The organism is Paenibacillus sp. ALE3, assembly GCF_054113405.1.
In genome coordinates, this window is the sequence record NZ_CM134214.1 from 3,584,125 (window position 1) to 3,608,455 (window position 24,331).

Below are 24,331 nucleotides of genomic sequence, written 5' to 3' on the forward strand. Positions count from 1 at the left end.
ATACTTTATTTATTTCCGTGCTTAATGCTATTTCAGGTTAGCAAGACCTTGTTTCAGACGTCTAACGTCCCCAGGTGCCATCTCAGGGTTAGTACCCAGAACGCGTTTTGCACGTTTGGATTTGTGGGAAAGCAAGTGGTTTCTGTAAGCTTTGTAACGCGTTACTTTACCAGTACCGGTAATTTTGAAGCGGCCTTTAAGGCTGCTATGTGTTTTCATTTTTGGCATTGAACTTCCTCCTTAATTTGTCATTGACTCTTTGGAGCCAATATCATAATCATGCTGCGTCCTTCGAGCTTGGGTTGGCGCTCCACGGTACAAAGATCAGCAACTTCCGTTTTTACACGTTCGAGAATTTTTTGTCCCACATTAGCATGGGTAATTTCGCGACCACGGAAACGAACAGAGCATTTCACCTTGTCCCCTTCATTCAGGAACTTCACCACATTGCGAAACTTGGTCTGGTAGTCATGTTCCTCGATGTTGGAACGGAACCATACCTCTTTGATGTCAACGATCTTCTGGTTTTTACGGGCTTCCTTTTCTTTCTTCTGTTGCTCATAGCGGAATTTACCGTAATCCATAATCCGACACACGGGCGGCTTCGCTTGAGGCGCCACGTTCACGAGATCCAAGTTTGCATCAATAGCCATTTGCAGAGCTTCACGAGTCGGTTTAATACCGATTTGTTCCCCGTTTGCACCAACTAGACGTACTTCTCTCACTCGAATCTCATCATTGATCATATGTTCCTTACTAATAACCCTCCACCTCCAGAACCTGTTATTGTTGTATTGTGTTTAAGCACAAAAAAGGGATGACGACTATGCAGCCGACATCCCTGTCTGATACTCAATTCATCATGAAAGTTCAATTCACAAATCATTGGATCATGACCAGCCGGCAATACCGGACAGGTGAGAAGTCGGACCTTCTGCTTGTTAATCCATACTTTTCAATTAACATACTCAAGTATCATATCATGCTACTACAGAGGCGTCAACACTTTTATAAAAAATTAGGTGTACACATCCGCTGTAGGTTGCATAGTCTTACTTCATTGTTAATTAGCCTTGCTTGCTCTGAACCTCTTCCAGACGAACGACACGCGTATGCTGGGTGTGGCTCCATTGCTTGTTGTTCTGTGTAAAGAACGCATAGAACGTAATCGGATACCACGAAATCAGATAGACTGGGAACAGCAGCAAGTACAGATATACTTTTTTGAACGTGACCTTTTCCAAGATCATCGCGATTAAAAAGGTGATAATATTCAGACTCACAGCCACAAAACCGGTCCATGCAGGGAATTGTACGTAGATATTTTCAATATTGGGACCACCAAATATTACAATATCTACCCACATCGCTACTGTCATCAAAAAGGTAAACAATACGATGTACACGTTCAGACCATAAAGAGCCATATCGAATTTAATCAGGCTTCTATGCTTGATACTCTGCCACAGCAACGGGAAGAAATAACGACGAGCAACCGTGAAGTGACCTTGCATCCAGCGCAGACGCTGTCTGGAAGAAGCTTTGAACGTCAACGGCTTCTCATCATACACCTTGGCATCGTAATTAAATCTTGGATATACGTTGCGTTGTGTACAACGCATAGTGAATTCCAAATCCTCTACCAGACTTGTTGCACCCCAGCCCATTTCCTTGAGCAGATTTGTTTCAAAGCACATGCCTGTACCACCGAGGAAATTAGCCATATTCAGGTTGTGACGTGACAACTGCCACAGACGGTTGATGTACCAATAAGATACCCCGTATGCTGCTGTGATCCAAGAGTCCTCAGGGTTCTTAGTATCAATGTATCCCTGGATAACACGAGCACCTGAGCACAAATCATTGTTCATTTCGCTCAGGAAATTGGTATGCGCCAAATTGTCGGCATCAAACATGACAATGGCATCATATTGACGCGGCATAGCCCATAGCTCTTTGAGCATCCACTCAATAGCATAGCCTTTACCACGCAAATTCGGATTCGTACGTTCACAAGCATTCATGCCGTGAGCACGAACGATGTCCGCTGTCTTATCTGTGCAGTTATCACAGATTACGAATACATCGTACAGTTCCTTTGGATAGTCAAGCTGCTTTAAATTTTCCATCAGTGCTCCGACAACTTGTTCTTCATTGTGGGCAGCGACTAAAATAGCAAATGATTTTTCTGGAGCCGCCTGCTCTTTCCTTTTCTTACGAACCAATCCGAACAAGGAGAATGCAAACTGATAGACTGCGATCAACGCCAGTATGATCTGGAGCGTCACGAAAATAGCGTCTAACATGATCTCTTGTTACCCCCTTTTTATACCCCTTTAAAAATCTTGCGTTTCTCTGTTTTCTATCTGTGTAGCGCAAGTTGCGGCGCTTTGTGCGCCTTTTCTGTAGTTTTGACCCGACCCTTGCTTTCTTCTTTGGCTCTGCGCAGCCCCCTTTTGGCTGACACAGGAATGCCATTACGATTTTCGTTGGTTTTCAATCTTTTGTCAAAGCCCCTAAACGGGTCTCAGCAGCAAAAAAACACGACAAATTCCCGTTTGAACCGAGAATGCGGCGCTGGACCTCTCATTCATGACGCTTAGGTCTTATTTTCATCCATTTGCTAACTTTTTATTTCTTTGGTCCCTCCTTTTTGTGGGCCAATTAGCAACCACTTCTAATCACTCTATCTTATTAGACGGATGAACGCAAAGAAAGTTATACAAAACGGCTTATATTCCATTAACATTTTTGTGTAGAATTGAACCAGGTAAGTGGTGATTCTTGAAATGAACAGCGTTTAAAAATATGATGAGAGCAAGAGAATAATTACTTAGATCTAATTCTGTCAAATGGATTCAAAATATTTGCCGACAGACCTGAACCGGCAACCGGAGGAAACCAAATGCAACGTCTAGTCGTAAAACTTGTAAATCTGGAGCAGCGATTGTTCAAATGGATCAACGGGCGCTTACACAACCGTTTTTTGAACTTTTGGCTGTATTATCTCACACATTTAGGCGGGGCTACCTTTACAATAGCCTCTACGCTTCTGATTTGGTGGCTCGCTCCGTATCCATGGAAAGATTCCGGCATGAAGGGAGCTATCGCTCTTGCGGTCAGTCACATTCCCGTGGCTATCGTCAAAAAGCTGTATCCGCGGATACGCCCGTACTTGGCGCTACCAGGTACGAATACATTCCGCAATCCCTTGTCGGATCATTCTTTTCCCTCAGGGCATACAACCGCTATTTTTTCGGCTACCGTTCCTTTTATGCTGCAGTCACCCATGCTAGCACTGTTGCTGTTGCCTGTAGCGATAATTGTAGGTTTTTCTCGAATTTACCTGGGGCTTCACTATCCCACGGATGTACTTGCAGGAGCAGTCATCGGAACGTCTGCAGCAATAGGAACGGTTGCATTCTGGCCTTAAAGCCGATATGGTATGATTGAGAACATCCCAGCAGGAACAGGTGAAATGAGAGTGGCTAAAAAACGAGTGTTATTATTATCGGAAGGTTTCGGTGCCGGACATACTCAAGCTGCCTACGCGCTCTCAAGCAGCTTGCGGAAGCTTTCTCCGGATGTGCAGACAAGAGTGCTGGAGCTGGGGAGCTTTTTGAATCCGAGAATGGCCCCGCTTATTATTACAGCATACAAAAAGACTGTTGTATCGCAGCCTCGCCTAGTCGGATTGGTTTACCGTCATCAATACAAAAAATCATTAAACCGTCTTACAACGCTCGCTTTGCACCGTCTGTTCTACACACAGACCCGGAATATTCTTCGGCAGCTTCGTCCCGATTTGGTGGTATGTACTCACCCCATCCCAAGCGCGGTCATTTCACGTTTGAAGCGCTTAGGCTTACATGTCCCGCTGTGTACCGTCATAACAGACTACGATGCACATGGAACATGGATTAGTCCTGAGGTTGACCGGTACTTTGTATCTACGCCTGAAGTCATGCGTAAGCTGCGCGCGCGCGGAGTACCTGTATCAAAAATCCAAGTGACCGGCATTCCGGTTCATCCTAATTTTTGGGAACATCCAGGGCACGATGAAATTAGAGAACAATTTGGACTTAAACCCATCCCGACAGTACTTGTTATGGGCGGCGGCTGGGGCCTGATGAACGACGAAGTCATACATCGTTCGCTTACCGATTGGAGAGAAAAGATTCAATTTATTTTTTGTTTGGGGCATAATGATAAAATTCGTCGTAAAATGGAGCTGGATCCTCGGTTTAATCATCCAAATATTCATATTTTCGGATTTACACGGGAAATCGACAAATTAATGGAAGTGTCGAATCTGCTCATTACCAAACCCGGTGGAATGACATGCACCGAGGGGCTGGCCAAAGGGATTCCGATGCTGTTTCACAAGCCTCTCCCTGGACAGGAAGAGGAAAATTGTCAGTACTTTACGGCTCAAGGCTTCGGAGAACCGATTACTTCGCTGGATGTTGTCGTTAAATGGATGAACCGACTGCTATACGATTTTCCAGAAATCGTTCGCAAGCGACAGGAGCACATCCATAATGTAGCGCGATATTATCCTCTTCAGAGCGCACAGAGTATTTTGGATATACTGGAACCAAACAGGGTGCTTTCCTAAAAGGAAGCACCCTGTTTGGTTTACTTTATTTATTTTGCCCGCTTTTACTTTCCATATTTTTCAAGGCGTATTTTTTCGTACTCTTCCAAAGCGTCTTTGCCAATCAGCACCTCGACACGATGAATATTCATACCTTTACCCATGAACTTTTGTTCATACTCTGTCATGACATGCTCCTCATTGATTCCATCACGATGAAGGTTTAACGAAATATTCGTCATTTGTAGACCACTATCAGCGAATGAATTCAGAGAAAACTCAAACAATGTCTCCGAGTCCGTCTTAAAATGAATTTGTCCTTTGCTGTTCAGAAGCTGACGATACTTGTCCAAAAAACGCGGATGCGTCAAACGACGGCGTGCATGCTTGGCTTTAGGCCAAGGATCGCTAAAATTCAGATAAATGCGCTCTACTTCTCCTGGTTCGAAAACATTCTCGATCTGTTCGATGTTTGCCAGTGCCAATTTGATGTTGGGTGGTGTAACAACTTCTGATTCACTCCAGGCCAGACGAGACTTTTCTGTAGCACGGCGAACCAGCTCGTCATACATATCAAAGCCGATATAGTTAACCTCTGGATTACGGTAGCTCATTTGGCTTATAAATTGCCCTTTACCCATACCAAATTCCACATGAATGGGACGATCATTACCAAATAACTGCTGCCATTTCCCCTTATACTGTGATGGTTCCAAAATGACCAGATCTTGCTGTTCTTCCAGACTTTCACGTATTCCTTTTCTTCCGCGTAAACGCATGTTACTCCTCCATATACTCTGTTATCAAGGAAAAAGGAATTTCACCCCCGCTTGAAGATACGGAAATGAAATTCCTTTTTCAATATATTTGGATTGGGGTCCAACTAATTTAATTGTTCATAGTCTACCCCATCAGCAGGTGAAAAATCAATTGTCTTTTGGCAAGCGGCTCTGATTTTTTGACGTGCGGCCGTTCCAATCTGACGATCCTGCCCAAAACGGACACCAGTCAATGCTAACGCCTCATCAAAGGTTAACTCAACAGTAACTTTATCCATACGCGTCTTATCCTGCGTATTCATAAAAGATCACCTCACGGGTTATTTGTGATGGAACCGACGTGCACTTCCCCTAAAGCAGGCGATAGAAACAGCATAGCTGCCTCCCTGAAGAATAGTCATTAGCAACTGATAACTTTTTATCTTCAGGATCAAAAACAGTCCTTTTATCATATGTCTGGTACCGCTTACAATATAACATATTGTGTAACCTTTTTCAATCCGCAAAGCTATAAAATCAGCACTTTTTAATGACTTTCTCGGGCAAGTGATTCCCATTTAAGATTGAATTTTGTTACAATAGGGTGATCGTAAAAAAAGGAGTCCTCCCATGAAAACAGATTTGTTGCCTGCTCCTCTCCTGTGGGGAGATAAACGGTTCCATACATGGAATTACGAAATGCGCGAGCAATTTCAAAATAAAGTGTTTAAAGTCATGCTGGATGCGGGTTTTACTTGCCCAAACCGCGATGGTTCCATTGCCAAAGGGGGCTGTACCTTTTGTAGTGCACGCGGATCAGGTGATTTTGCCGGACGTCGCCGTGATGATTTGGTCACCCAGTTCAATACGATTCGGGATCGTCAGCATTTAAAATGGCCCAACGCTAAATATATTGGCTATTTTCAAGCCTACACCAATACGTATGCCCCGGTTGAGGAACTGCGAGAATATTTCGAGGTTATTTTGGAGCAGCCCGGTGTTGTCGGTTTGTCCATCGCTACACGTCCCGATTGCCTGCCTGATGATGTAGTCGATTATCTAGCCGAGCTGAACGAACGCACGTATCTGTGGGTCGAAATGGGTCTGCAAACCGTTCATGAATCGACCTCTGAGCTGATTAATCGTGCTCATGATACGCAGTGCTATCTGGATGCAGTGGAAAAACTGCGCAAGCGGAATATCCGTGTGTGCGCCCACATCATTTATGGCCTACCGCAAGAGACGCATGAAATGATGCTCGATACAGGACGTGCAGTAGCCGCTATGGATGTGCAGGGCATCAAAATCCATTTGCTGCATCTCATGCGCAAAACGCCAATGGTCAAGCAGTACGAAGCAGGATTGCTACGCTTTCTGGAAAAGGACGAGTACATTAAGCTTATTGTAGATACGTTGGAGTTTTTACCCCCTGAAATGATCGTTCATCGGTTGACCGGAGATGCACCACGCGATTTACTGATGGGCCCCATGTGGTCGCTTAAAAAATGGGAAGTGCTCAACAGCATTGATAATGAACTGAAATCACGTGAAACGTGGCAGGGAAAATACTGGAGGAAGTCTTAAATGGGATTTCTGTCTGTTCTGAGCTATGCTCATCAATTGGTAGCTGCGCGGGTGCAGCCAGGTGATACTGCTGTAGACGCCACCGTCGGCACAGGAGCAGATACGTTGTTTCTGGCTAAAGCTGCTGGCAAACGGGGCCGCGTCTATGGCTTCGATATCCAGCAGGCAGCTTTGGATTACGCTCGTCGTCGGCTGGAAGAAGACACCTCCCCTTCATTAGCGGAAGTATCACTATTGCTGCAAGGCCATGAGCACATGCGGGAGGCCGTTCCAGACCTGCTGCATGGTAAAGTGGCTGCGGCCATGTTTAACCTTGGCTACTTGCCGTCCGAAGGCGCCGATCCTACGGTCATCACGCATACAGACAGCACGCTCGTCGCACTTGAAGCTGCCTTGCAATTGCTGCGACCGCGTGGGATTTTGACTGCCGTATTATATCCAGGGCATGCTGGAGGCAGGGAAGAAGCGGAAGCTGTTCTTCATTGGGCTTCTTCCCTCCCAGTCTCCAGCGGTCAAAGCATTATTTACCGTCAACTACAACGAGACGCTTCACCTTACGTAGTGGCGGTTGAAAAGAAATAATGTCGAGTTGTTAAACTCGCATATTCTCGCATATTTAGGTAATGAGCGACTTTTTAGCCGCCTTACATATATTTTATAGCGCCATATGGGTCTATTCTTCCGGTTTATTGCCCAGCGGCACGTTTTAATTGCCTGATTCTGTTAGATCGTACTCATTACTCATTATGGAGGAGAGAAATCATGCTAAAGCCATACCCGCTGCAATTCCAACCTGAGTTCAAAGAGAGAGTTTGGGGAGGACGGGCCTTAGAACAATTTGGTCTAACCCCACCAGAAGGACATATTGGTGAAGGATGGATGATTGCCGATCATCCGAACGGAACAACAACGGTCATCAATGGCGAGCTGGCTGGAAAAGGGCTGGATGAAATCCGCCAGACTTACGGACAGGATTGGCTTGGGGCAAAGGGCGTATCGAAAAAAGGCGGACGTTTTCCACTTTTGATCAAGCTGCTGGATTGCAATGATGATTTATCTGTTCAGGTGCATCCGACGGATGATTACGCCGGACTTCCAGCTGGAGAATTAGGAAAAACCGAAATGTGGTACGTGCTTGATGCCAAGCCTGATGCCAAAATCATTTATGGTCTGACCGAAGGTGTAACTCGTGAAAGTCTGCGTACAGCTCTTGAAAGCGGAGATATCATGGGCAGTTTGCGCCAAGTTCCAGTTGAAGCTGGCGATACATTCTTCATCCCCGCTGGAACCGTGCATGCACTGTGTGCGGGTGTAGTGGTTGCTGAAATTCAGCAAAATTCGGATACAACCTATCGTTTATATGACTATAATCGCCCCGGTCTGGACGGCAAACCTCGTGAGTTGCACATCGAGGACTCCCTTAATGTAACTTCCTACGAAGGTGCAGGCGCAACAACGATGAAAACGGACGGCCTGCAGCCTGGAGAATGGCTCCAACTGGCATCCTGTGAGTATTTTGTTGTGGAAAAGGGTATCGTAGATGGAAGTTGGGCACTTTCTACAACGGAAGACAGCTTCACTATTCTTGTAATTTGCGAAGGCAGTGGGACCATAACATGGGACAATAATACGGAGTCTCTTTCCTGTAAAGCTGGAGATTGCTTCCTGCTCCCTGCTAATTTGGGCGGTTACACGCTAAATGACGGAATGACCGTACTTAGATCTTATCTTCCTTAAAGCTTAAAGGATGTGATGTCTAATCATGCGGGAATACACCTTCACCATCGCGGAAGATGACGGAACAGAGCTATTTGCTTATCGATGGCTGCCCGAGCCGAACATTCCCATCAAGGGAATCGTTCAAGTTTCGCATGGCATGTGTGAGACGTCATACCGCTACATTCGGCTGGCCGAAAAGCTTACCGCTTCTGGTTACGGCGTGTATGCCAACGATCATATCGGCCACGGGCGCACAGCTGGTGATCCTGATAAGCTCGGTATGCCGGGAGCCAATGCATTCAACCGAATGGCAAAAGGCATGCTGGAGCTAGGCGAAATTGCGGCCAAGGAATTCCCTGATCAGTCTCGTTTTTTACTGGGTCACAGCATGGGGTCCTTTTTAACCCAGAAAATTATGTATGATGATCAACAGGCCTATCACGGGTTTATTTTATCAGGAACCAACGGACGACGTAGTCTGCTGAAACTCGGAGAACAGGTTGCTCTGCTGCAAGCCAAACTGCAAGGAATGGATCATCGTAGCATGCTGCTCAACGCTATGGTCTTTGGCGGCTTTAACCGTGCTTTTCGTCCTGTGCGCACAGCGTTCGACTGGCTGTCCCGTGATCCTGAGGAAGTAGATCAGTTCGTGCACGACCCACTATGTGGAGCTATTTGCACGACAGGTTTTTTCCTCGATTTTTTCAGGCTTTTGCAAGAAATTCACTGGCCTTCCTCGTTGAAAAACATTAATCCCAAACTGCCCGTTTATATTTTTGCCGGGGATCGTGATCCGGTGGGCTTGTTCGGAAAAGGTGTGTTGTCGCTAGTGGATATGTATCGAAGCCTGGGGCTTCAAGACTTGGAGTATCGCCTTTATCCTGACGGTCGCCATGAGATGTTGCATGAAACAAATCGCGACGAGGTAATGAGTGACATCGTGGACTGGCTCGACCGTCATATTAACACAGGGGCAACCTCTGTTTCCGTTGGGTCTGGAGCCTCCGAAACATCCGCTTTATCAGCTTCGCCCAAGTCATCTTCCTAGTGAGAAATTAGCAAAAGAAGCCTTTAAAGCACGATAAAAGTGGCTTTAAAGGCTTCTTTTGTATTCCTTTATTTTTCATCAGGGCATCATTTTGGAGTTAATTACCATGCATTTCGTTCTTTCAGCGAAGTAATATGAGCTGTGTGATGCTTGCCATGCCAGGCATAGATGCCAATGTTTCGTTCCAGACGGATCGTCTGGCCCGATTCAGGATGAATAAATGTTCGGTGTAGCTGATCTTCCCCCAATGAACGCAACATGGTCACCCACCGTTCATGAAGTCCTTCCAGCAATTGCAACGAAGGTTCCAGTGGAAGCTCTCTAGCGTCTGGTATTTCAGCCCAACGCCCCTCATCATAGGGTTTGATTGTCGGTGTATCTTCTGTCAGCGCTAGCTTAAAACGGATATAGCTGTTCATATGGCTGTCTGCCAAATGATGAACAACCTGCCGAATCGTCCATCCTCCTTCACGATAAGGCGTATTTAACTGTTGCTCATTTAGTCCTTCGACCGCCTGACGCAATTGTCCAGGCAATTCAGCAATGTCGTCGATCCATGTGGTTAACTGTTCTTCTGTAATGGTATCTGGAACCACGAACGGTCCAATCGGGTAGCGCAAGTCTTTGTCCAAAACAGTTCCCGCCCTTCTCTGTATCTGAATGTCTGCAATTGTCTATAGCCTTATGTTATAACTATGCAGGAAAAAAAGCAGACCCGCAAGAGTCTGCTTTTGTCATGCACGTACAAGGGAGATGCACTCGAATGATATATTTTATCCTTCCAGCAACAATGATTCGGGATCTTCCAGCAATTCTTTGACCGTTACCAGGAAACGGACCGCCTCGCTACCATCAATAATACGGTGGTCATAGGACAACGCGATATACATCATCGGACGATTTTCCATACGTTCCTCGTCGATGGCAATCGGGCGAAGTTGGATTTTATGCATTCCCAAAATACCCACTTGCGGCGTATTCAGAATTGGCGTAGACAGCAGGGAACCGAAAATACCTCCATTGGTTATGGTAAAGGTTCCTCCTTGCAAGTCTGCCAGAGAAAGTGAATTGGAACGAGCTTTGCTAGCCAAATCGGCAATGCTCTTCTCAATTTCAGCAAAACCAAGCCGATCAGCATCCCTGACAACGGGAACGACCAAACCTTCCTTGGCAGATACAGCAATCCCGATATCATAGTATTTTTTCAGTACGATATCATCGCCATTGATTTCTGCATTCACAGTAGGGAAGCGCTTGAGCGCGCCAACCACTGCCTTTGTAAAGAAGGACATAAAACCCAGCCCTACATCGTGTTTCTCCTTAAACTTATCTTTACGGCGTTTGCGCACATCAAGAATAGCGGTCATATCCACTTCATTAAAAGTGGTAAGCATGGCGGCTGTTTGCTGTGCTTCAACAAGACGCTTGGCAATCGTCGCTCTCCGACGGGACATCCGCTGCCGTTCCACAGGCTTGCTGTACTCTGTTTGAGCTGGAGGCGGTGACACAGACTTGCCAGCAGCGGGAGACGCAGGTACAGATGCTGTACGTGATACTTCAGCGCTGTTATGCGTTTTTACGTCCTCCTGAAACACACGTCCAAGCGGGTCCTTTCCTTGTACCTGCTCAAGGTCAATCCCGCGCTCACGCGCCAGCTTCCGGGCGGATGGTGATGCCGTCTGACCATTCCCGTCACTATTGGAGGGGATGGGCGGCGCAGACTTTTCTACTGCTTTACCGCCGCTTTCTACGGAAGTCGGTGAAGTTGCTACGGACGGCGCTTCAGGCGCTTGAGTCGCTGCGGCTTCTCCGGCACCAGTTGCTTCCGCACCACTGTCGTTTCCGATCAAGCCAACAGCTTCACCGATAACCACAGTATCCCCCTCTTGACGAAGGATTTTCTGGACTACACCTGCTTCTTCGGCGCTAATTTCCAGATTGACCTTATCCGTTTCCAGCTCCAGTAGAACATCTCCCTGTCCTACGGAATCTCCTTCCTTTACAAGCCATTTGGAGATTGTCCCTTCCGTGATGGATTCTCCCATTGCTGGCACTATAATATCACTCACAGCCGCTACCTCCCCAGTGTAATATTGTTTTTGGAATCCTGCTTCAACGCCGATTGAATAATTCGCTGTTGTTCTAGGCTGTGGACTTGCTGATAACCGCTCGCCGGGCTGGAACGATCCGGTCTGCCTGCGTAGCGAATTTCCGCTCCCTGTGGCACAACCTCCCGCAGACGAGGCTCCATATAACTCCAGGCCCCCATATTTTTAGGTTCTTCCTGAGCCCATACGAACTCCTTAACATGTGGGAAGCGACTAAAAATATTCCGAATTTCCTCTGCCGGGAAAGGATATAGCTGCTCCACACGAATAATGTGCAAACGCTCCTCTGCTTCATTTCCGTTTTTATCCTTCTCCAACGCTTCCTCCAGATCAATGGCAATCTTGCCACTGCACAGTACAATGCGCTCTACCCGATCCGGACGTGATCCCAGACCAGATTGCTCCAACACAGGACGGAATGTTCCCTCACTGAATTCAGAAGCAGGTGAAGCCACACGATTGTTGCGAATCAGGCTCTTCGGCGACATCATCACAAGCGGGCGAGCTTCCTCACTTTCGCTTAATGCAGCCTGACGGCGCAGCAGATGGAAATACTGTGAGGCGCTGCTCAAATTGGCGACAGTCCAGTTATTTTGTGCAGACAACTGGAGGAAACGCTCCAGACGTGCACTCGTATGCTCAGGTCCTTGTCCTTCACTGCCATGCGGTAACAGCATCACCAGACTGGACTTCTGTCTCCATTTGGCACGGCCAGCGGAAATGAATTGGTCGAAAATAACCTGCGCACAGTTGGCAAAATCACCGAATTGCGCTTCCCAAATGACCAACGTCTCGGGAGAAAACACGTTATAGCCATACTCGAAGCCGAGGACTGACGCCTCAGACAATGGACTGTTATGAATACTGAACGAAGCACGCGCTTCCGGCAGTGTATGCAGCGGGCAATGGGTACGCCCGGTTTCAGGCTCATGCAGCACAAGGTTACGGTGAGCAAAAGTAGCTCGCTCCGCATCCTGACCTGTCATACGAATAGGCTTGCCGTCTGCTAGAATGGTAGCTAAAGCGAGTGTCTCCGCCAAGCTCCAATCTACCTTTTCACCCTCGTTCAGAGCGGTTTTTCTACGCTGTAAAATTCGATCCAGCTTCGGATATACATGAAAAGCCTGTGGCCATTTGAGTAAATTTTCATTAATTTGACGCAGTTTTTTCATTTCAACCGCAGTACGGACCGGTGTGCTCTGATTCTTTTTCGCCTTCACAGCAGTAAATTCAGGCTCCTCCTCCGGTTGATTCTTCACATGCTCATGTGCTTCCTTCAGTCGGTTTTGGACCTTCTCAATGAGGCCAGCACTAAATGCTTCATCCACTATGCCCTGCTTCATCAGCTTTTGAGCATATAATTTGCTCACCGTTGGATGATTCTTTACCTTGCGATACACCAGCGGTTGAGTTGTTTCCGGATCATCGGATTCATTGTGACCATAACGACGGTAACCAATCAGATCAATCAGAAAATCCTTCTTGAAGCGATTACGGTACTCACCAGCCATACGAGCCGCTGCAATACAAGCCTCAGGATTATCCGCATTCACGTGTACAATTGGAATTTCGTAGCCCTTGGCCAGATCGCTGGCATAACGGGTCGAACGTGAATCAACACTCTCTGTCGTAAAGCCCAGACGATTGTTCACAATGATGTGCACTGTGCCACCATTACGGAAGCCGCGCAAATTGGTGAAATTGAGTGATTCGGCTACGATACCTTCACCCGGGAACGCCGCATCACCATGCATAATAATGGTAGCTGCCTTGCTAACGTCCAGCTTCGGATAACCAGCCTCACTGCGATCTTCCTGTGCCGCACGCGAAAATCCCTGCACCACCGGATTCACATATTCCAGGTGACTTGGGTTGTTCGCCAATGTCAGACGGGCCTGTACGGCTTCCCCATCTTTTACAAAACGATCCGCACCCAGATGATATTTTACATCCCCAGTCCAGCCGTAGTTAATTCCAGTGGAACCTTCCGACGGAATCAGATCCTTATTCGGGGAATGATGAAATTCAGAGAAAATTTTGCTATAAGGCTTGCCCAGCACATGTGCCAATACATTCAGACGACCACGATGCGCCATCCCCATCAGGACATGACTTGCTCCTGCATTGGTGGTTAGACGAATAACCTCGTCGAGTACCGGGACAAGCACATCATTACCCTCGATGGAAAAACGCTTCTGCCCGACGAATGTTTTATGCAAAAACTCTTCGAACTGTTCTACTTCTACCAATCTGCCCAGCAACGACTTGCGTTCCTGTGTTGTAAGTGGCTTGGAGGACCAGCCGGATTCTGCATAGCTGTTCAGCCAGCGGCGTTCCTCCTCGTTATGAATATGACTAAATTCATAGGCAATCGGTCCTGTGTATGCTACACGTAGCCGTTGAATGGCTTCCCACCCGTTCAGTGTTCCCGCTGGAGCGTTATCCCATATTAAAGAGGCTGGAAAAGCCTTTAGGTCTTGTTCAGTTAAACCGTAAGATGCTGGATCAAGCAGACGTGTATCCTGCTCTGCATCCAGTCCCAATGGATCGATTTGGGCGGCCAAATGTCCGTATTCACGGATATTCCACACCATTTTGCCCGCTGTAACCGCTTTCTGTAATGTGTTCGAATCAAGGTGCCCCAAAGCATTTACGGGGGGGCCTTGTAATTTGTTGTCTATCATGGAAGCAGCCGAATATTCGGATTGTGGCGGCTCGCCCCATTGATCAAACAGCTCGCGGTAAGCCGGATCAACCGTTCCGGGATCCGCTACATACTTTTCATACTGGTCCTGCACATAACCTAGATTAGGTCCGTAATACGTCTGCCAAGGTACCTGTCTGCTGCTCTCTTCCATTGTCATCTCGTTCCCTCCGTCAAATTTTGAAATTCATAGCTGGACGGAAATCATTTTCATTTTGTCGTTTTGTTAAATCTCTAATTTAAGCAATTCACATTATGTTCACATTATATGAAATCCATGATCAAAAGTCGAATTTCACAGTGCTTATTTCTCTTTCATTGTATAAAGTTTTCTAGCTATGAGCATTTCCTTTTTCTCAACATATCCATGCGTAAATGAGATGAATCGGGCTATTCTGTAATTCTGTAGTCTTTATCATTTAAAGATTAGGATGTGATATAAACGGATATCCTAATCACGAACTTAAATCTGTGACTGGTATATAAAAGTAATCGCTATAAATGGCGAGGATTTAGCTTAATTAAGATTGGAGATTGACACCCTTTTGTGATTCAGAAATCAAGCACATGGCAACTTAAATAACCAGCTGTCGGATATCAACCGATGGCTGGTTATTTAAGTTATCGATACGATGCAAATTCAAACTTAAAGTGACATTAAAGTCACTTTTCTGTACAATTTTCCTACTTTTCACTATTATTTTACTTAGGCATCTAAAAACCGCTTTGAAAGCGAAAGGGATGAAACTGTGACTGGACTAAAACAAATACTCAGAAACAAGAACTATGTCAGATTTTTTCTGGCAACCTTCGCCTCACAAATGGGAGGAATTATCGGAGTTACTGCATTCATGTTTTATTTGTTGAAACGGTTTACAAATCAGCCTTACTATGCAACACTTGCCGAGTTAATGTATTCGCTCCCGATGCTGGTAGTATTTCTCGTGGTTGGAGTGCTGGCAGATCGGATGGACAGACAAAAAATTGCTGTTAATTGTGACTGGATTAGCGCCTTTTTATCCTTATGCTTGCTTGTTTTTATTTGGATCGATTCGATTCCTTTGGTATTTGCCCTCCTCTTCATCCGTAGTGCTGCCTCCAAGTTTTTCTTTCCAGCCGAAAGTGCCATTATACAGGGGATATTAAGCGAAGATGATTACACCATTGCCGCAGGCCTCAATCAAATGATGGGGAGTCTTTTCATGTTATTTGGAGGAACTCTGGGGGCCGTCGTTTACTGGCACTTTGGAATTACTGGAGCCATCCTCATTGATGCTATTTCTTTTATTGTGTCTGCACTGCTCATTCGTTCTTGCAAAATTCCCAAGGAAGTACGCCTTCCGAACGGTGCACATCAATTTAAACAATTAAAATTCAAACTTGTCATGATCGATTTTAAACAAGGGTTTCTTTACATATTACGCAACAGACTATTGCTTTGGTTGGTTTCAGGCTTTTTTATGTTCGGTATTTTAAATGGTGGTTTTAGCGTTTTACCGATGTTTATCCTTAAATATAAGCTAGCTCCAGGCAACTATGAGCAGTATATGGTTTGGACAGGTATTATTTTTGGAGCTGGTGTGTTGCTTGGTACACTAATCGCTTCGCTCATCTCCACCAAGCTAAAGCTACACCAAATGATTGCAGCCGGAGTTCTGGTAGCTGGAATAGGCATGTGCATACTTGGATTTGTTAACCACCTCTATGCTTTTATGATTATCAATTTTGTCATTGCACTGATCCTTCCGTTCATTAACATTGGTATAGGAGGATGGCTGCCTCGTATTGTAGATCCTCAAATGATGGGACGTGTGCAAGGTTTGATTAATCCGTTAATGATGTTGTCCCAGTCTCTTACATTAGGTTTCATTGCTGTAAGCTTTCCTTCATTTATTTCAATTGAGCTCTTGTTTTTATTAGTTGGGGTTTGTACCGTTATGGTAGGCATATACTACACTATTGTGCTTCCCCGTTATGCTGATTACAGCACTTCTTCTAAGGCCCTTCAGGAATCTTTATAGACAAATAAAAAAAGCGTACATCCGACCGTTCCGCCAGCGATTGTTGATTTGCCACTTCTGCCTCCCAATCCCGTGCAGAAGTGGCTTCATCCTATCTCCCCTCAATGCTTCACAAGTACATACATTCGTTACATACGGCTAGCTCGTCAAAACCCAGTAGCGACAAAGAGCGATAGGATATATGTAATATACAAAAAAATGCCCGGCAGGCACATTATCTGCACCAGCAGGACATTTGGATTATAATCGGAGTAGCGGGATTCGAACCCACGACCTCACCCACCCCAAGGGTGCGCGCTACCTAGCTGCGCTATACCCCGATAAACCAGTGTATGTAAATCGTTTCTGTTATTTACCATTATAATATGGTCACAAAAACCTGTAAAGGCATAATTTAGTCAGAATAACAAAAAATATAAACCAAAATCTGAGATCACAGGAGCTATCCATGCAGAGCAAAAAAATAATTATCGGAGCAGTAGTATTACTTTTTTTAGTACAGCTAAGCATTCCTATGTGCTTCACCTTTGCACAGAATGACCTTGTCATAGATCAAAAAACGAAAGAGAGACTAGCAGAGCAATATGGCTTGGAAGAACCTCAGCCACCTGCATCAGAGCAGCAGCAAAACATATTATTGGGAGCTGATTGGGGTTTTAGTTCTCCTTAAATCCGCTCATATTTATTAGTCAACAACTGATACATTCGCTAAAATAGTCATATGCAAACTTTAAATATATTCCTCCCTGTATAAGATGGATGCATTAATTTATATTCCATTTCAAAATTCCCTTTTTGCTTTGCTAGCTTAATTCGAAGAAAAATTCACGGTAACACCACCTGATACTAAGATCGTTAAAAGATCCATAAAATATTGCTGTGGTGAAAATCTATAGTATCTCTCTTCTTGATCCCATTCTTCCTCGAATCTTTCCAAGAAATAATGTGCGTTTTGCCAATGGATTGTGAACGGTCCTACTGCCCCAAAACCTCCACAGAGACAGTCCGATATACTGTCCAAGCTAAATCCAAAGTACCCTCCAGGCCCATTAATCGCTTCCCCAAGTGCTATAAAAAATGTTGTAAAATCAAATATGTGTTTCCCGTCTAAGGTGTAGACATCTCCTCGTTTATCCAGTCTGGAAGATTGAAAACAATTAGATGCAGAATGTATTCTAGTCACGTTTAGCCATCCAGACCGTTCTTCTTTAGAAAAGCCTTGCCATATATTATTTTCAAGCGACTGAGCGCACTTTAATAACTCCCATAATCTTAATTCCACAGGGGAGGGCTTCGTTTCAAGTATGCCTGTTAACTCCAGATTGAAGTTTCCTTTACTATAATTTAGTTTATGGATTATATAGGATTCAGGTAGGTGATAATAATAGCTTCCAATCACTTTTTCTTCATCATCTAAAATAGCAATGTACAAGTTGGATACAGATTGTTTTGTCTTTGCTATGTTTTTTATGAATTCTTCGTTAAATTCAAATTGCTCAAAAATGACCTTTTCATTCGTTCCAACCATAATATCACCCGTTAACCCAACCACATCTCGACAATAACCAACTGTGAGCCCACTTTCATCGTCCATAACAGCAAATCTCTGTCTCAATTTATATCATACCTCCAAACAATAATTTTAAGGAATAAGGTTAAAGGTCTTATGTAAAAAGCTCTAAAGATTCTAGCAAAAAGTCACGCTTATATTTATTTTTATGATCGCCCAGCTTTCTTCTTATCATTTGTCTACATAGCTCCTTTTGAGCCTCAGAGATTTTATCTTGCACGGTACTTATCAGTTGATAGGATTGTCTACTCGCTTCAAAGGTATCATCCAGTAAATCTACCAGCACCACAACATGAGTAGATACGTCAAAAAATTCTAGAGCATATAACAGTGTTCCTCTATTCCCTTTCGTCTTAGGACTTCTTAACAAGTCAATAAGTGGCAGCACCGCTTCACTGTCTCCTAGATCAGCTAACGTAATGGCGATTACATTTCTGAGCAATGCACTATCCGTTGTTGCCAAATAACTCAATAATATTGGAGTGAATGTATGATCCAGCTTTTCACCCACATCCTCTATAATCCTTATCGCTACCTTTAAATCTCCACTCTCTATGACTTCTTCTAATCGCATTATGTTCATTGTTTACCAATCCACCTTATTACAATAAATAGAAACTATCCAGTCTTAATACAATTCAATAGTTTACATATAATAACAAGCCTATTTCTCTTTTGTATATAGCGAACATTGTCGAGATCTAAAAAATATCCACCCATTGATTTAAAATAAACAAAATGTTATATTGTCTATAAAATAATCATCATTTGATTGAGGTGTTTGCTAAATGGATCATTCCGAACTATTCTGGAATGCTGATATTGAAGAACTGAAGCGTGGATATATTCGCCAAGGAGAGCAGGTAGTTTGCCTCTTGGACGGACAACGATACGAGCAAGGTATCATATATCAGGATCAAGGGGTATTTTATGACGCGGAGCGGTATATGCGTCTTCATATTGAGCGGATGTACGGTTCCGTCTTTGACTATTTGATCGGTCTGGATAAAAAGCTGACTGGACTGACGGATCATCAAAATCGGTTGCTTCAGTTATTTTATCAAGGGATGGGCGATGCGGATATTCAAAAGGAAACCGGAATCGGCAGTGCATCCACCATACGCAATCATCGCTTTGGTCTCAAGGAAAAAGAACGGCAGGCCAAGGTATTTCTCACATTAATGGAACTGTTAAAGGAGAAAGATCGCCACGCTCCCGCCATGGTAGAAGTACCCGTACAAGCACGGATGGTAGACGAACGTTACAACATTACAGAAGACGAAAGGCTCAAGGTACTCACGAAGTATTTTCCGAATGGGACAGACGGGCGCCTAAAGACCTTTAAAATGCAAGAAAAGCACAAGCTGATTGTGCTGCGTGAAATTGCGGGTCATTTTGTGAAGGGACAAATATATCATGAGAAAGATATCAATGCGATTTTACAGGAAGTATATGACGATTATGTCACGGTGCGAAGATATATGATTGAATATGGTCTACTAGATCGCAAACCGGATGGTAGTGAATATTGGTTGAAGGAATCTTGAAGCTAGGCGCTTATAAAATAGGAGGATTCGACAATGGATCGAAGAAAAGAACTAGTTCAGCAATACATGGAGATGAAGACAGAGGCAGGAATCTATTGCATTCGCAATACACATAATGGAAAAATTTTCATTGCTTCCACGCCGAATTTAAAATCGCTGAATGGACGCCGTTTTGAGTTGCAAATGGGTATGTTTAAGAATAAACCGCTACAACAGGAATGGAATGAGTACGGCGAAGATTCGTTTGAATTTGAAGTGCTGGATGTTTTGAAGAAAAAGGATTCGGAGTTCTTTGATGTCAAAGATGCGCTGGCAAAGCTGGAGCAGACCTGGCTTGATCGACTCCAGCCTTACGGGGGCAAAGGATATTTGTAAACTTACTGCTCCGCAGAAAACTCCTTGCGAAGATAGCCAAAAACAACAGCGTCAACAAACTGACCTTTTTCATAAAAGTAATCTCTCAAGTGCCCCTCTTTAGTAAAGCCACTTTTGAGCAGCAGCCGTCTGGAGCCTTCGTTATCTGGATCAATGAAGGCTTCTATACGGTGAACCTGCGGCAATTGAAAGCCGTAATCCACCACCACCTTCATCGCTTCTGTCATCAGGCCTTGCCGCCAGTATTCCGGTGCCAGCTCATAGCCGATTTCGATACGGGAGTGTTCCTTCTGCCAGTTATGAAATCCAATTGTGCCCACGATCCGCTCAGGAGCTTCTTTTAGCGTAATCCCCCAGCGAAAGCCCTCTTGCTTCTCATATCTGGTTAGCATGGAACGAATAAATTTCTCAGCTTGCTCTACCTTCGTAAAGCTTTCCAAATCATAATATTTTGTGACCTCATCTCTGGAAAAATAGTTGAATATGTCCTCCGCGTCTGCTAATGTAAGCTGCCTTAAATAAAGCCGATCGGTCACCAAAGTCGGAAACGTTTCCATTGTCATTATTCATCTCTCCTTCACATCGAAGAACCTATCTTGTCAACCACCAGCCGATCCCCACCATTACTCCATTGATGAAGAATAATGCGGTGCATGCTCTCCACTTGTTGATTTCACTTGTTTGAAAAAAGCCAGTCACGGTACTACGACACGTAAACAACGTAAAAAATAAATTCCAAATAATACGCATACCATATTTAATGTAGTAAAAAGCAGGACTTAGCTGCACACCGCCTAACGCTGGAGAGATATCGGGAATAGACAGAATTGCACACGCATAACGCATGGTCTCATATGTAAAATAAAATAATGCCAGCCACCAAGCCCACTTCTTACCGAACAACATACCAATACCGGCAGCCGTTCCTGCCAGACCGAGCAACGCGATAAATCCTTGAAACATGCCCCTGCACATGCCTAACAACGTAGAAGCCTCATTTAATGCATTAAGCGTCAATAGCTGTGTCACCAACAGGAGTGCTCCATTAAAAATCAGTAAAATAGCTGAAATGCTTACACCTAAAGGTCGTTCGAAAGCCACGTTCGTTACATAATCTTCTACTTCTTTTTTTGTATACAGATCGGACACTTCTTCTACTCTCCTAACCCAATTATTACATCCATTTTGCGGCGGGCATAATAACAGTGTGTTTTCGCCTCATTTCCATATATCGGCTTTTAGGAAAATATGGTTTAATCTTCCCTGAAAAATTCCGTTATCTATACAATAATTTATTATTCAGGGCAACTATGCTATCAAATCAACGACATGAGAATCCTGATCATTAACAGAATCCCAAATAGAGTAATATCTATCCTTATACTACCATTCAAAGAGTGAATCTGACAAATGGCTGATACTAGCACTTATGAATGTATACGCGTTATCTTCGTAGCTCTATAACCTTCATATGACTGGATATACTCTACTTGATAACCCATTTGGGCATCCAAAAGCTCTTCCATAAACGGGAGGCACGGGCTGTAGATAAAGCTCCCTCCTGGCCGAATGGCTTTAAGCAATTCCATATATTTACGAGCGTACTCATGGATATTACCATCTGCCTTCAGATGATGATGCATAAAATGATTGGAGAATGCCATATGTGAAACGATCGTTCCCCATCTACTTTCTTCATAAGTAGTCGCTAACCAATCTCCTTGGGTGATACAACCGTCTGTTTCAGCCAGCCGATCTGTTCCGTATGCCTCAATTCCGTAGGCACGTAAATAAGTAACCAACCGTGCCTCTGATCCGCAACCAACATCTAGAACAGGCTCTTGCAAACGAGCAATGTCCAATCCTAGCAGATTCGCTTGCAACTCCGGTGTATATTCCTCACAAGGTACCCAAAAAGTATATTCATTCTCTGCATACTTAGCGAACACTTCACGTCCATTGGTACGAGTTAAAAAATCTCTCAAATGCCCATAATGCTGCTGGAGCAGTAAGTCCAGAGTTGCCCCTGCTATAGATTTCTTTTGGAACAGCTTTTCAATCCGGGTGAAGAATCGATCATACAGCTCCGTAAGCTCCCTCGCATGATCTGTGTGAAAATGTAGATACTGATTGGTATTTACAAACTGGGACAGTATTTTGGCCGCTACATCCTTTACAAAAACATGATACGTATGCTGGCGCTTCAAGCTTTGAAGCATGAGGATCAGTTCCGAGCTTCGCTGCGTCAGCCAGTACTTCATTTCCGTTGATGGTCCTAACAGAACAGAACCCTCGCGCATATAAAATAAACTCCGATGCTGATTATGCAGGAGTTGACCGTTAATAAGATTATGAAGTTGAGCGACTGTCATACTACTTCCTCCTTAAAGTCCAGAACATTAAAGCCCCACCCAAGCCTAAATCATGCTGGGTTTGGGTAGGGCCAGCTTATTTTCTGAGTATATCATGGTTATGGAAACTCGGTGCTATTGCAGATTCTCTGCCTTTACATAAGAGGATAGAGGAATATTCAAATCACGAACCCCTTGGGCTACCAAGCCGGCTATTTGCTCCGCACCATACTCCTGAAAATGTGTATCATCCTTCACGCCATCAGGAAATGCAGAATACACACCTGGCTCCAAATGTAAAAATAGTGGAAGTGTTCCTTCCAGTCCTAATGTATCATAGTAGGCTACACTCAATTGACTAAGATCGACCAGTGCAACACCCGTCTCTGATGCTGTTTCCTTCATGGCCTGCACATATTCCGGGAAACTAATCCGAAACGAAGCACTTGCTGCATCATAATCGCGGCGGCCTACAGGAGTAATTAGCACAGGTACCGCACCGCGTTGAGTGGCTCCTTGGATGTACGTTTTCAAGTAAACTTTATAGTCGGCAGGTGAAACATAACGCTCCTGATTATTGATCGCGGCATCATTATGCCCAAACTGTATGAACAGATAATCTCCTGGACGGATATTCCGTAAAATATCATCTAACCGCCCTTGAACCAAAAAAGTCTTCGTGCTACGTCCACCAATAGAACGGTTCACAAAAATAGTCTCATCTGTAAAAAACGGCGCAATCATTTGCCCCCAGCCTGCCTGAGGCTTCATCGAGGATTTATAGGTTTGAACCGTAGAATCTCCCGCAAGGTATACGGAAGGATGTTCTCCAGCCGTTCGAGCTCCCTTGGGAGTGATAACCAAAGCGTTGATCTTCGCTTCATTTCCTGAGAAATACAATTCGAGCTGACCGTCGATGAGTGCAAGCTCAAACGCAGCCTCGACAAATTGTCCTGCTGTTTTGGCAGTAGGCTCTACTTTAACAATGGATTCGGCTTTAACCGTAATGTCCGTGTTTCCGGCAATATCTCCGGCAATCAGAGAAAGCGTGTAATCCGCAGGTGGTAAATTGACGACAAATGATGAGCCTTGAACACGAACAAAATCTGAGCGGATAGCATCACTTCCACCACGGTTCTCTTCATTTACCTTGGAAAGATCGGTAAATCCATAGCCACGCTCAGGCGTGTAAGCATCCTTAGCAGTGACCTGAGTGTAGCCGTCAGCTACATCCCCAGGACCAAAATCAAAACGAAGAGGCGCCGCAAGCTGCTTTTCCGCTAATGCCTGCCCTGGAATAAGTATGGTTGCAAACAACAAGCTGAACCCTACGCATAACCCAATCATCTTACCGAACGACCTGTGATGCTTTCCCTTTTGTTTCAAGCGCAACCCTCGCTTCTCAGATTATTTGAGTGGTTTGTCATCGTCCATACGTCTATTGATCCCCACCAGCCTTTGGCAGCCTTGGTCCAGTACCCAGGATACCACAATACCAACTGTGTACCTGATCAGATCCACGGTCAGAAACCCTTTGCCAAGCACTAGGCCGCCCAGGGTGGTCGCCCGAATGTGGTTAATCCAAGGAGCCTGGTACATCTGACTGAATTCAATAGCGAAGCAAAACAGCACACTGCCCCAAAGGGCTACAGACAACTGACGGTTCACCCACAACATTCTCAGCCCAAAATAAATCATGCATGCCCACAAGGCATCCCCAAAGTGATTGGCAACGAATGCAGGTAACTGGGTGGAGAAAGCCCTGCTTCCCAAGCCCAACAAGATCATGACCAGCACGGCAACCAGATACGCAGCGCGAGCCTTCCAGTGGAACTTTTCCTTTATTTCCTGATTAATTCCCCTACTGCTGCTCTTACTAAATTTTCTCATACTAAATTACCTTTCCTAACACCGGAAAATACCTGCCAAGCTTCTAATAAAACTTCGTA

At 44.8% G+C, this 24,331-nt stretch carries 26 protein-coding genes and 1 tRNA gene; 10 read left to right on the forward strand and 17 right to left on the reverse strand.

Annotation, left to right across the window (positions count from 1 at the left end):
• Window positions 1–27: 27 nt before the first annotated feature.
• The 4 genes from rpmI to ACXHJ2_RS15845 form a co-directional block, all read right to left on the reverse strand.
• The gene (rpmI, locus tag ACXHJ2_RS15830) at window positions 28–228 is read right to left on the reverse strand and encodes a 50S ribosomal protein L35 (RefSeq protein ID WP_007429516.1); all 201 of its coding nucleotides are present in this window, start codon (window positions 226–228) and stop codon (window positions 28–30) included.
• A gap of 20 nt (window positions 229–248) precedes the next feature.
• Window positions 249–746, reverse strand: a complete 498-nt coding sequence (infC, locus tag ACXHJ2_RS15835) for a translation initiation factor IF-3 (protein WP_007429515.1) — start codon at window positions 744–746, stop codon at window positions 249–251.
• A 321-nt stretch (window positions 747–1,067) separates the two neighbouring features.
• Window positions 1,068–2,306 carry a glycosyltransferase family 2 protein gene (locus ACXHJ2_RS15840; protein ID WP_025676359.1) on the reverse strand — a complete coding sequence of 413 codons (1,239 nt, stop codon included), beginning with the start codon at window positions 2,304–2,306 and terminating at the stop codon, window positions 1,068–1,070.
• Window positions 2,307–2,362: 56 nt separating this feature from the next.
• Complete coding sequence (locus tag ACXHJ2_RS15845) at window positions 2,363–2,500, reverse strand: hypothetical protein (protein WP_013370070.1); 138 nt, start codon at window positions 2,498–2,500, stop codon at window positions 2,363–2,365.
• A 405-nt stretch (window positions 2,501–2,905) separates the two neighbouring features.
• On the opposite strand from ACXHJ2_RS15845, the gene ACXHJ2_RS15850 reads away from it, so the two are divergent.
• Both ACXHJ2_RS15850 and ACXHJ2_RS15855 read left to right on the forward strand, forming a co-directional pair.
• Window positions 2,906–3,433 carry a phosphatase PAP2 family protein gene (locus ACXHJ2_RS15850; RefSeq protein WP_013370069.1) on the forward strand — a complete coding sequence of 176 codons (528 nt, stop codon included), beginning with the start codon at window positions 2,906–2,908 and terminating at the stop codon, window positions 3,431–3,433.
• 51 nt (window positions 3,434–3,484) lie between these two features.
• Window positions 3,485–4,618, forward strand: a complete 1,134-nt coding sequence (locus ACXHJ2_RS15855) for an MGDG synthase family glycosyltransferase (RefSeq protein ID WP_413985812.1) — start codon at window positions 3,485–3,487, stop codon at window positions 4,616–4,618.
• Window positions 4,619–4,662: 44 nt separating this feature from the next.
• On the opposite strand, the gene trmB is transcribed toward ACXHJ2_RS15855, so the two are convergent.
• Together trmB and ACXHJ2_RS15865 are read right to left on the reverse strand one after the other, a co-directional pair.
• Entirely contained in the window at window positions 4,663–5,376 is a 714-nt protein-coding gene (trmB, locus tag ACXHJ2_RS15860; RefSeq protein ID WP_013370067.1) for a tRNA (guanosine(46)-N7)-methyltransferase TrmB, read from the reverse strand.
• Between the two features lie 104 nt (window positions 5,377–5,480).
• The gene (locus ACXHJ2_RS15865; RefSeq protein ID WP_013370066.1) at window positions 5,481–5,678 is read right to left on the reverse strand and encodes a hypothetical protein; all 198 of its coding nucleotides are present in this window, start codon (window positions 5,676–5,678) and stop codon (window positions 5,481–5,483) included.
• A 307-nt stretch (window positions 5,679–5,985) separates the two neighbouring features.
• Here ACXHJ2_RS15865 and ACXHJ2_RS15870 point away from each other — a divergent pair, with 307 nt between their 5' ends.
• The 4 genes from ACXHJ2_RS15870 (at window position 5,986) to ACXHJ2_RS15885 (ending at window position 9,706) form a co-directional block, all read left to right on the forward strand.
• Window positions 5,986–6,939, forward strand: a complete 954-nt coding sequence (locus ACXHJ2_RS15870; protein WP_058829239.1) for a TIGR01212 family radical SAM protein — start codon at window positions 5,986–5,988, stop codon at window positions 6,937–6,939.
• The gene (locus tag ACXHJ2_RS15875) at window positions 6,940–7,521 is read left to right on the forward strand and encodes a class I SAM-dependent methyltransferase (RefSeq protein WP_165081429.1); all 582 of its coding nucleotides are present in this window, start codon (window positions 6,940–6,942) and stop codon (window positions 7,519–7,521) included.
• Window positions 7,522–7,701: 180 nt separating this feature from the next.
• The gene (locus ACXHJ2_RS15880) at window positions 7,702–8,676 is read left to right on the forward strand and encodes a type I phosphomannose isomerase catalytic subunit (protein ID WP_013370063.1); all 975 of its coding nucleotides are present in this window, start codon (window positions 7,702–7,704) and stop codon (window positions 8,674–8,676) included.
• A 25-nt stretch (window positions 8,677–8,701) separates the two neighbouring features.
• Window positions 8,702–9,706: an alpha/beta fold hydrolase gene (locus ACXHJ2_RS15885; protein WP_165081427.1), complete on the forward strand. Its 1,005-nt coding sequence runs from the start codon at window positions 8,702–8,704 to the stop codon at window positions 9,704–9,706.
• A 101-nt stretch (window positions 9,707–9,807) separates the two neighbouring features.
• Here ACXHJ2_RS15885 and ACXHJ2_RS15890 read toward each other — a convergent pair whose 3' ends face one another.
• The 3 genes from ACXHJ2_RS15890 to ACXHJ2_RS15900 all read right to left on the reverse strand — a co-directional run bounded on the left by ACXHJ2_RS15890 (window position 9,808) and on the right by ACXHJ2_RS15900 (window position 14,678).
• Window positions 9,808–10,338 carry a YfiT family bacillithiol transferase gene (locus ACXHJ2_RS15890; RefSeq protein WP_013370061.1) on the reverse strand — a complete coding sequence of 177 codons (531 nt, stop codon included), beginning with the start codon at window positions 10,336–10,338 and terminating at the stop codon, window positions 9,808–9,810.
• Between the two features lie 141 nt (window positions 10,339–10,479).
• Window positions 10,480–11,775 (reverse strand): 2-oxoglutarate dehydrogenase complex dihydrolipoyllysine-residue succinyltransferase, encoded by a 1,296-nt coding sequence (odhB, locus tag ACXHJ2_RS15895; RefSeq protein ID WP_165081425.1) that lies wholly within the window; start codon window positions 11,773–11,775, stop codon window positions 10,480–10,482.
• 5 nt (window positions 11,776–11,780) lie between these two features.
• Window positions 11,781–14,678 carry a 2-oxoglutarate dehydrogenase E1 component gene (locus tag ACXHJ2_RS15900; protein WP_165081423.1) on the reverse strand — a complete coding sequence of 966 codons (2,898 nt, stop codon included), beginning with the start codon at window positions 14,676–14,678 and terminating at the stop codon, window positions 11,781–11,783.
• 589 nt (window positions 14,679–15,267) lie between these two features.
• Here ACXHJ2_RS15900 and ACXHJ2_RS15905 point away from each other — a divergent pair.
• Window positions 15,268–16,539 carry an MFS transporter gene (locus ACXHJ2_RS15905; protein ID WP_165081421.1) on the forward strand — a complete coding sequence of 424 codons (1,272 nt, stop codon included), beginning with the start codon at window positions 15,268–15,270 and terminating at the stop codon, window positions 16,537–16,539.
• 246 nt (window positions 16,540–16,785) lie between these two features.
• Here ACXHJ2_RS15905 and ACXHJ2_RS15910 read toward each other — a convergent pair.
• Window positions 16,786–16,859: transfer RNA gene (locus ACXHJ2_RS15910), tRNA-Pro, on the reverse strand.
• Window positions 16,860–16,987: 128 nt separating this feature from the next.
• Between ACXHJ2_RS15910 and ACXHJ2_RS15915 the strand changes: the two genes are divergently transcribed.
• Complete coding sequence (locus ACXHJ2_RS15915) at window positions 16,988–17,209, forward strand: hypothetical protein (protein WP_230493789.1); 222 nt, start codon at window positions 16,988–16,990, stop codon at window positions 17,207–17,209.
• A gap of 138 nt (window positions 17,210–17,347) precedes the next feature.
• Here the strand turns inward: ACXHJ2_RS15915 and ACXHJ2_RS15920 are convergent, their stop codons facing one another.
• Window positions 17,348–18,154 (reverse strand): barstar family protein, encoded by an 807-nt coding sequence (locus ACXHJ2_RS15920; RefSeq protein WP_165081419.1) that lies wholly within the window; start codon window positions 18,152–18,154, stop codon window positions 17,348–17,350.
• Between the two features lie 49 nt (window positions 18,155–18,203).
• The gene (locus ACXHJ2_RS15925) at window positions 18,204–18,692 is read right to left on the reverse strand and encodes a HEAT repeat domain-containing protein (RefSeq protein ID WP_013370056.1); all 489 of its coding nucleotides are present in this window, start codon (window positions 18,690–18,692) and stop codon (window positions 18,204–18,206) included.
• Window positions 18,693–18,897: 205 nt separating this feature from the next.
• Here ACXHJ2_RS15925 and ACXHJ2_RS15930 point away from each other — a divergent pair, with 205 nt between their 5' ends.
• Together ACXHJ2_RS15930 and ACXHJ2_RS15935 are read left to right on the forward strand one after the other, a co-directional pair.
• Window positions 18,898–19,656 carry a DUF2087 domain-containing protein gene (locus ACXHJ2_RS15930; RefSeq protein ID WP_165081417.1) on the forward strand — a complete coding sequence of 253 codons (759 nt, stop codon included), beginning with the start codon at window positions 18,898–18,900 and terminating at the stop codon, window positions 19,654–19,656.
• 33 nt (window positions 19,657–19,689) lie between these two features.
• On the forward strand, window positions 19,690–20,031 hold the full coding sequence (locus tag ACXHJ2_RS15935) for a GIY-YIG nuclease family protein (RefSeq protein ID WP_165081415.1): 342 nt from the start codon (window positions 19,690–19,692) through the stop codon (window positions 20,029–20,031).
• A gap of 2 nt (window positions 20,032–20,033) precedes the next feature.
• On the opposite strand, the gene ACXHJ2_RS15940 is transcribed toward ACXHJ2_RS15935, so the two are convergent.
• From ACXHJ2_RS15940 to ACXHJ2_RS15960, 5 genes are all read right to left on the reverse strand, one after another.
• Entirely contained in the window at window positions 20,034–20,594 is a 561-nt protein-coding gene (locus ACXHJ2_RS15940) for a GNAT family N-acetyltransferase (protein ID WP_040101811.1), read from the reverse strand.
• A gap of 28 nt (window positions 20,595–20,622) precedes the next feature.
• The gene (locus tag ACXHJ2_RS15945) at window positions 20,623–21,180 is read right to left on the reverse strand and encodes a hypothetical protein (RefSeq protein ID WP_040101812.1); all 558 of its coding nucleotides are present in this window, start codon (window positions 21,178–21,180) and stop codon (window positions 20,623–20,625) included.
• Window positions 21,181–21,458: 278 nt separating this feature from the next.
• Window positions 21,459–22,403, reverse strand: coding sequence for a methyltransferase domain-containing protein (locus ACXHJ2_RS15950; protein ID WP_165081413.1), 945 nt, complete (start codon window positions 22,401–22,403; stop codon window positions 21,459–21,461).
• 114 nt (window positions 22,404–22,517) lie between these two features.
• Entirely contained in the window at window positions 22,518–23,729 is a 1,212-nt protein-coding gene (locus ACXHJ2_RS15955) for a rhamnogalacturonan acetylesterase (protein WP_165081556.1), read from the reverse strand.
• Between the two features lie 60 nt (window positions 23,730–23,789).
• Window positions 23,790–24,272 (reverse strand): ribosomal maturation YjgA family protein, encoded by a 483-nt coding sequence (locus ACXHJ2_RS15960; RefSeq protein ID WP_058829229.1) that lies wholly within the window; start codon window positions 24,270–24,272, stop codon window positions 23,790–23,792.
• Between the last annotated feature and the right edge of the window lie 59 nt (window positions 24,273–24,331).

Bases quoted from the DNA above. Each gene is read 5' to 3' on its own strand.
- ACXHJ2_RS15955 (WP_165081556.1), bottom strand. From the start codon at position 23,729: ATGATTGGGTTATGCGTAGGGTTCAGCTTGTTGTTTGCAACCATACTT.
- ACXHJ2_RS15900 (WP_165081423.1), bottom strand. From the start codon at position 14,678: ATGACAATGGAAGAGAGCAGCAGACAGGTACCTTGGCAGACGTATTAC.
- ACXHJ2_RS15950 (WP_165081413.1), bottom strand. From the start codon at position 22,403: ATGACAGTCGCTCAACTTCATAATCTTATTAACGGTCAACTCCTGCAT.
- trmB (WP_013370067.1), bottom strand. From the start codon at position 5,376: ATGCGTTTACGCGGAAGAAAAGGAATACGTGAAAGTCTGGAAGAACAG.
- infC (WP_007429515.1), bottom strand. From the start codon at position 746: ATGATCAATGATGAGATTCGAGTGAGAGAAGTACGTCTAGTTGGTGCA.
- ACXHJ2_RS15880 (WP_013370063.1), top strand. From the start codon at position 7,702: ATGCTAAAGCCATACCCGCTGCAATTCCAACCTGAGTTCAAAGAGAGA.
- ACXHJ2_RS15865 (WP_013370066.1), bottom strand. From the start codon at position 5,678: ATGAATACGCAGGATAAGACGCGTATGGATAAAGTTACTGTTGAGTTA.
- rpmI (WP_007429516.1), bottom strand. From the start codon at position 228: ATGCCAAAAATGAAAACACATAGCAGCCTTAAAGGCCGCTTCAAAATT.
- ACXHJ2_RS15875 (WP_165081429.1), top strand. From the start codon at position 6,940: ATGGGATTTCTGTCTGTTCTGAGCTATGCTCATCAATTGGTAGCTGCG.
- ACXHJ2_RS15915 (WP_230493789.1), top strand. From the start codon at position 16,988: ATGCAGAGCAAAAAAATAATTATCGGAGCAGTAGTATTACTTTTTTTA.
- ACXHJ2_RS15960 (WP_058829229.1), bottom strand. From the start codon at position 24,272: ATGAGAAAATTTAGTAAGAGCAGCAGTAGGGGAATTAATCAGGAAATA.
- ACXHJ2_RS15930 (WP_165081417.1), top strand. From the start codon at position 18,898: ATGGATCATTCCGAACTATTCTGGAATGCTGATATTGAAGAACTGAAG.
- ACXHJ2_RS15850 (WP_013370069.1), top strand. From the start codon at position 2,906: ATGCAACGTCTAGTCGTAAAACTTGTAAATCTGGAGCAGCGATTGTTC.
- ACXHJ2_RS15885 (WP_165081427.1), top strand. From the start codon at position 8,702: ATGCGGGAATACACCTTCACCATCGCGGAAGATGACGGAACAGAGCTA.
- ACXHJ2_RS15870 (WP_058829239.1), top strand. From the start codon at position 5,986: ATGAAAACAGATTTGTTGCCTGCTCCTCTCCTGTGGGGAGATAAACGG.
- ACXHJ2_RS15940 (WP_040101811.1), bottom strand. From the start codon at position 20,594: ATGACAATGGAAACGTTTCCGACTTTGGTGACCGATCGGCTTTATTTA.
- ACXHJ2_RS15925 (WP_013370056.1), bottom strand. From the start codon at position 18,692: ATGAACATAATGCGATTAGAAGAAGTCATAGAGAGTGGAGATTTAAAG.
- ACXHJ2_RS15935 (WP_165081415.1), top strand. From the start codon at position 19,690: ATGGATCGAAGAAAAGAACTAGTTCAGCAATACATGGAGATGAAGACA.
- ACXHJ2_RS15840 (WP_025676359.1), bottom strand. From the start codon at position 2,306: ATGTTAGACGCTATTTTCGTGACGCTCCAGATCATACTGGCGTTGATC.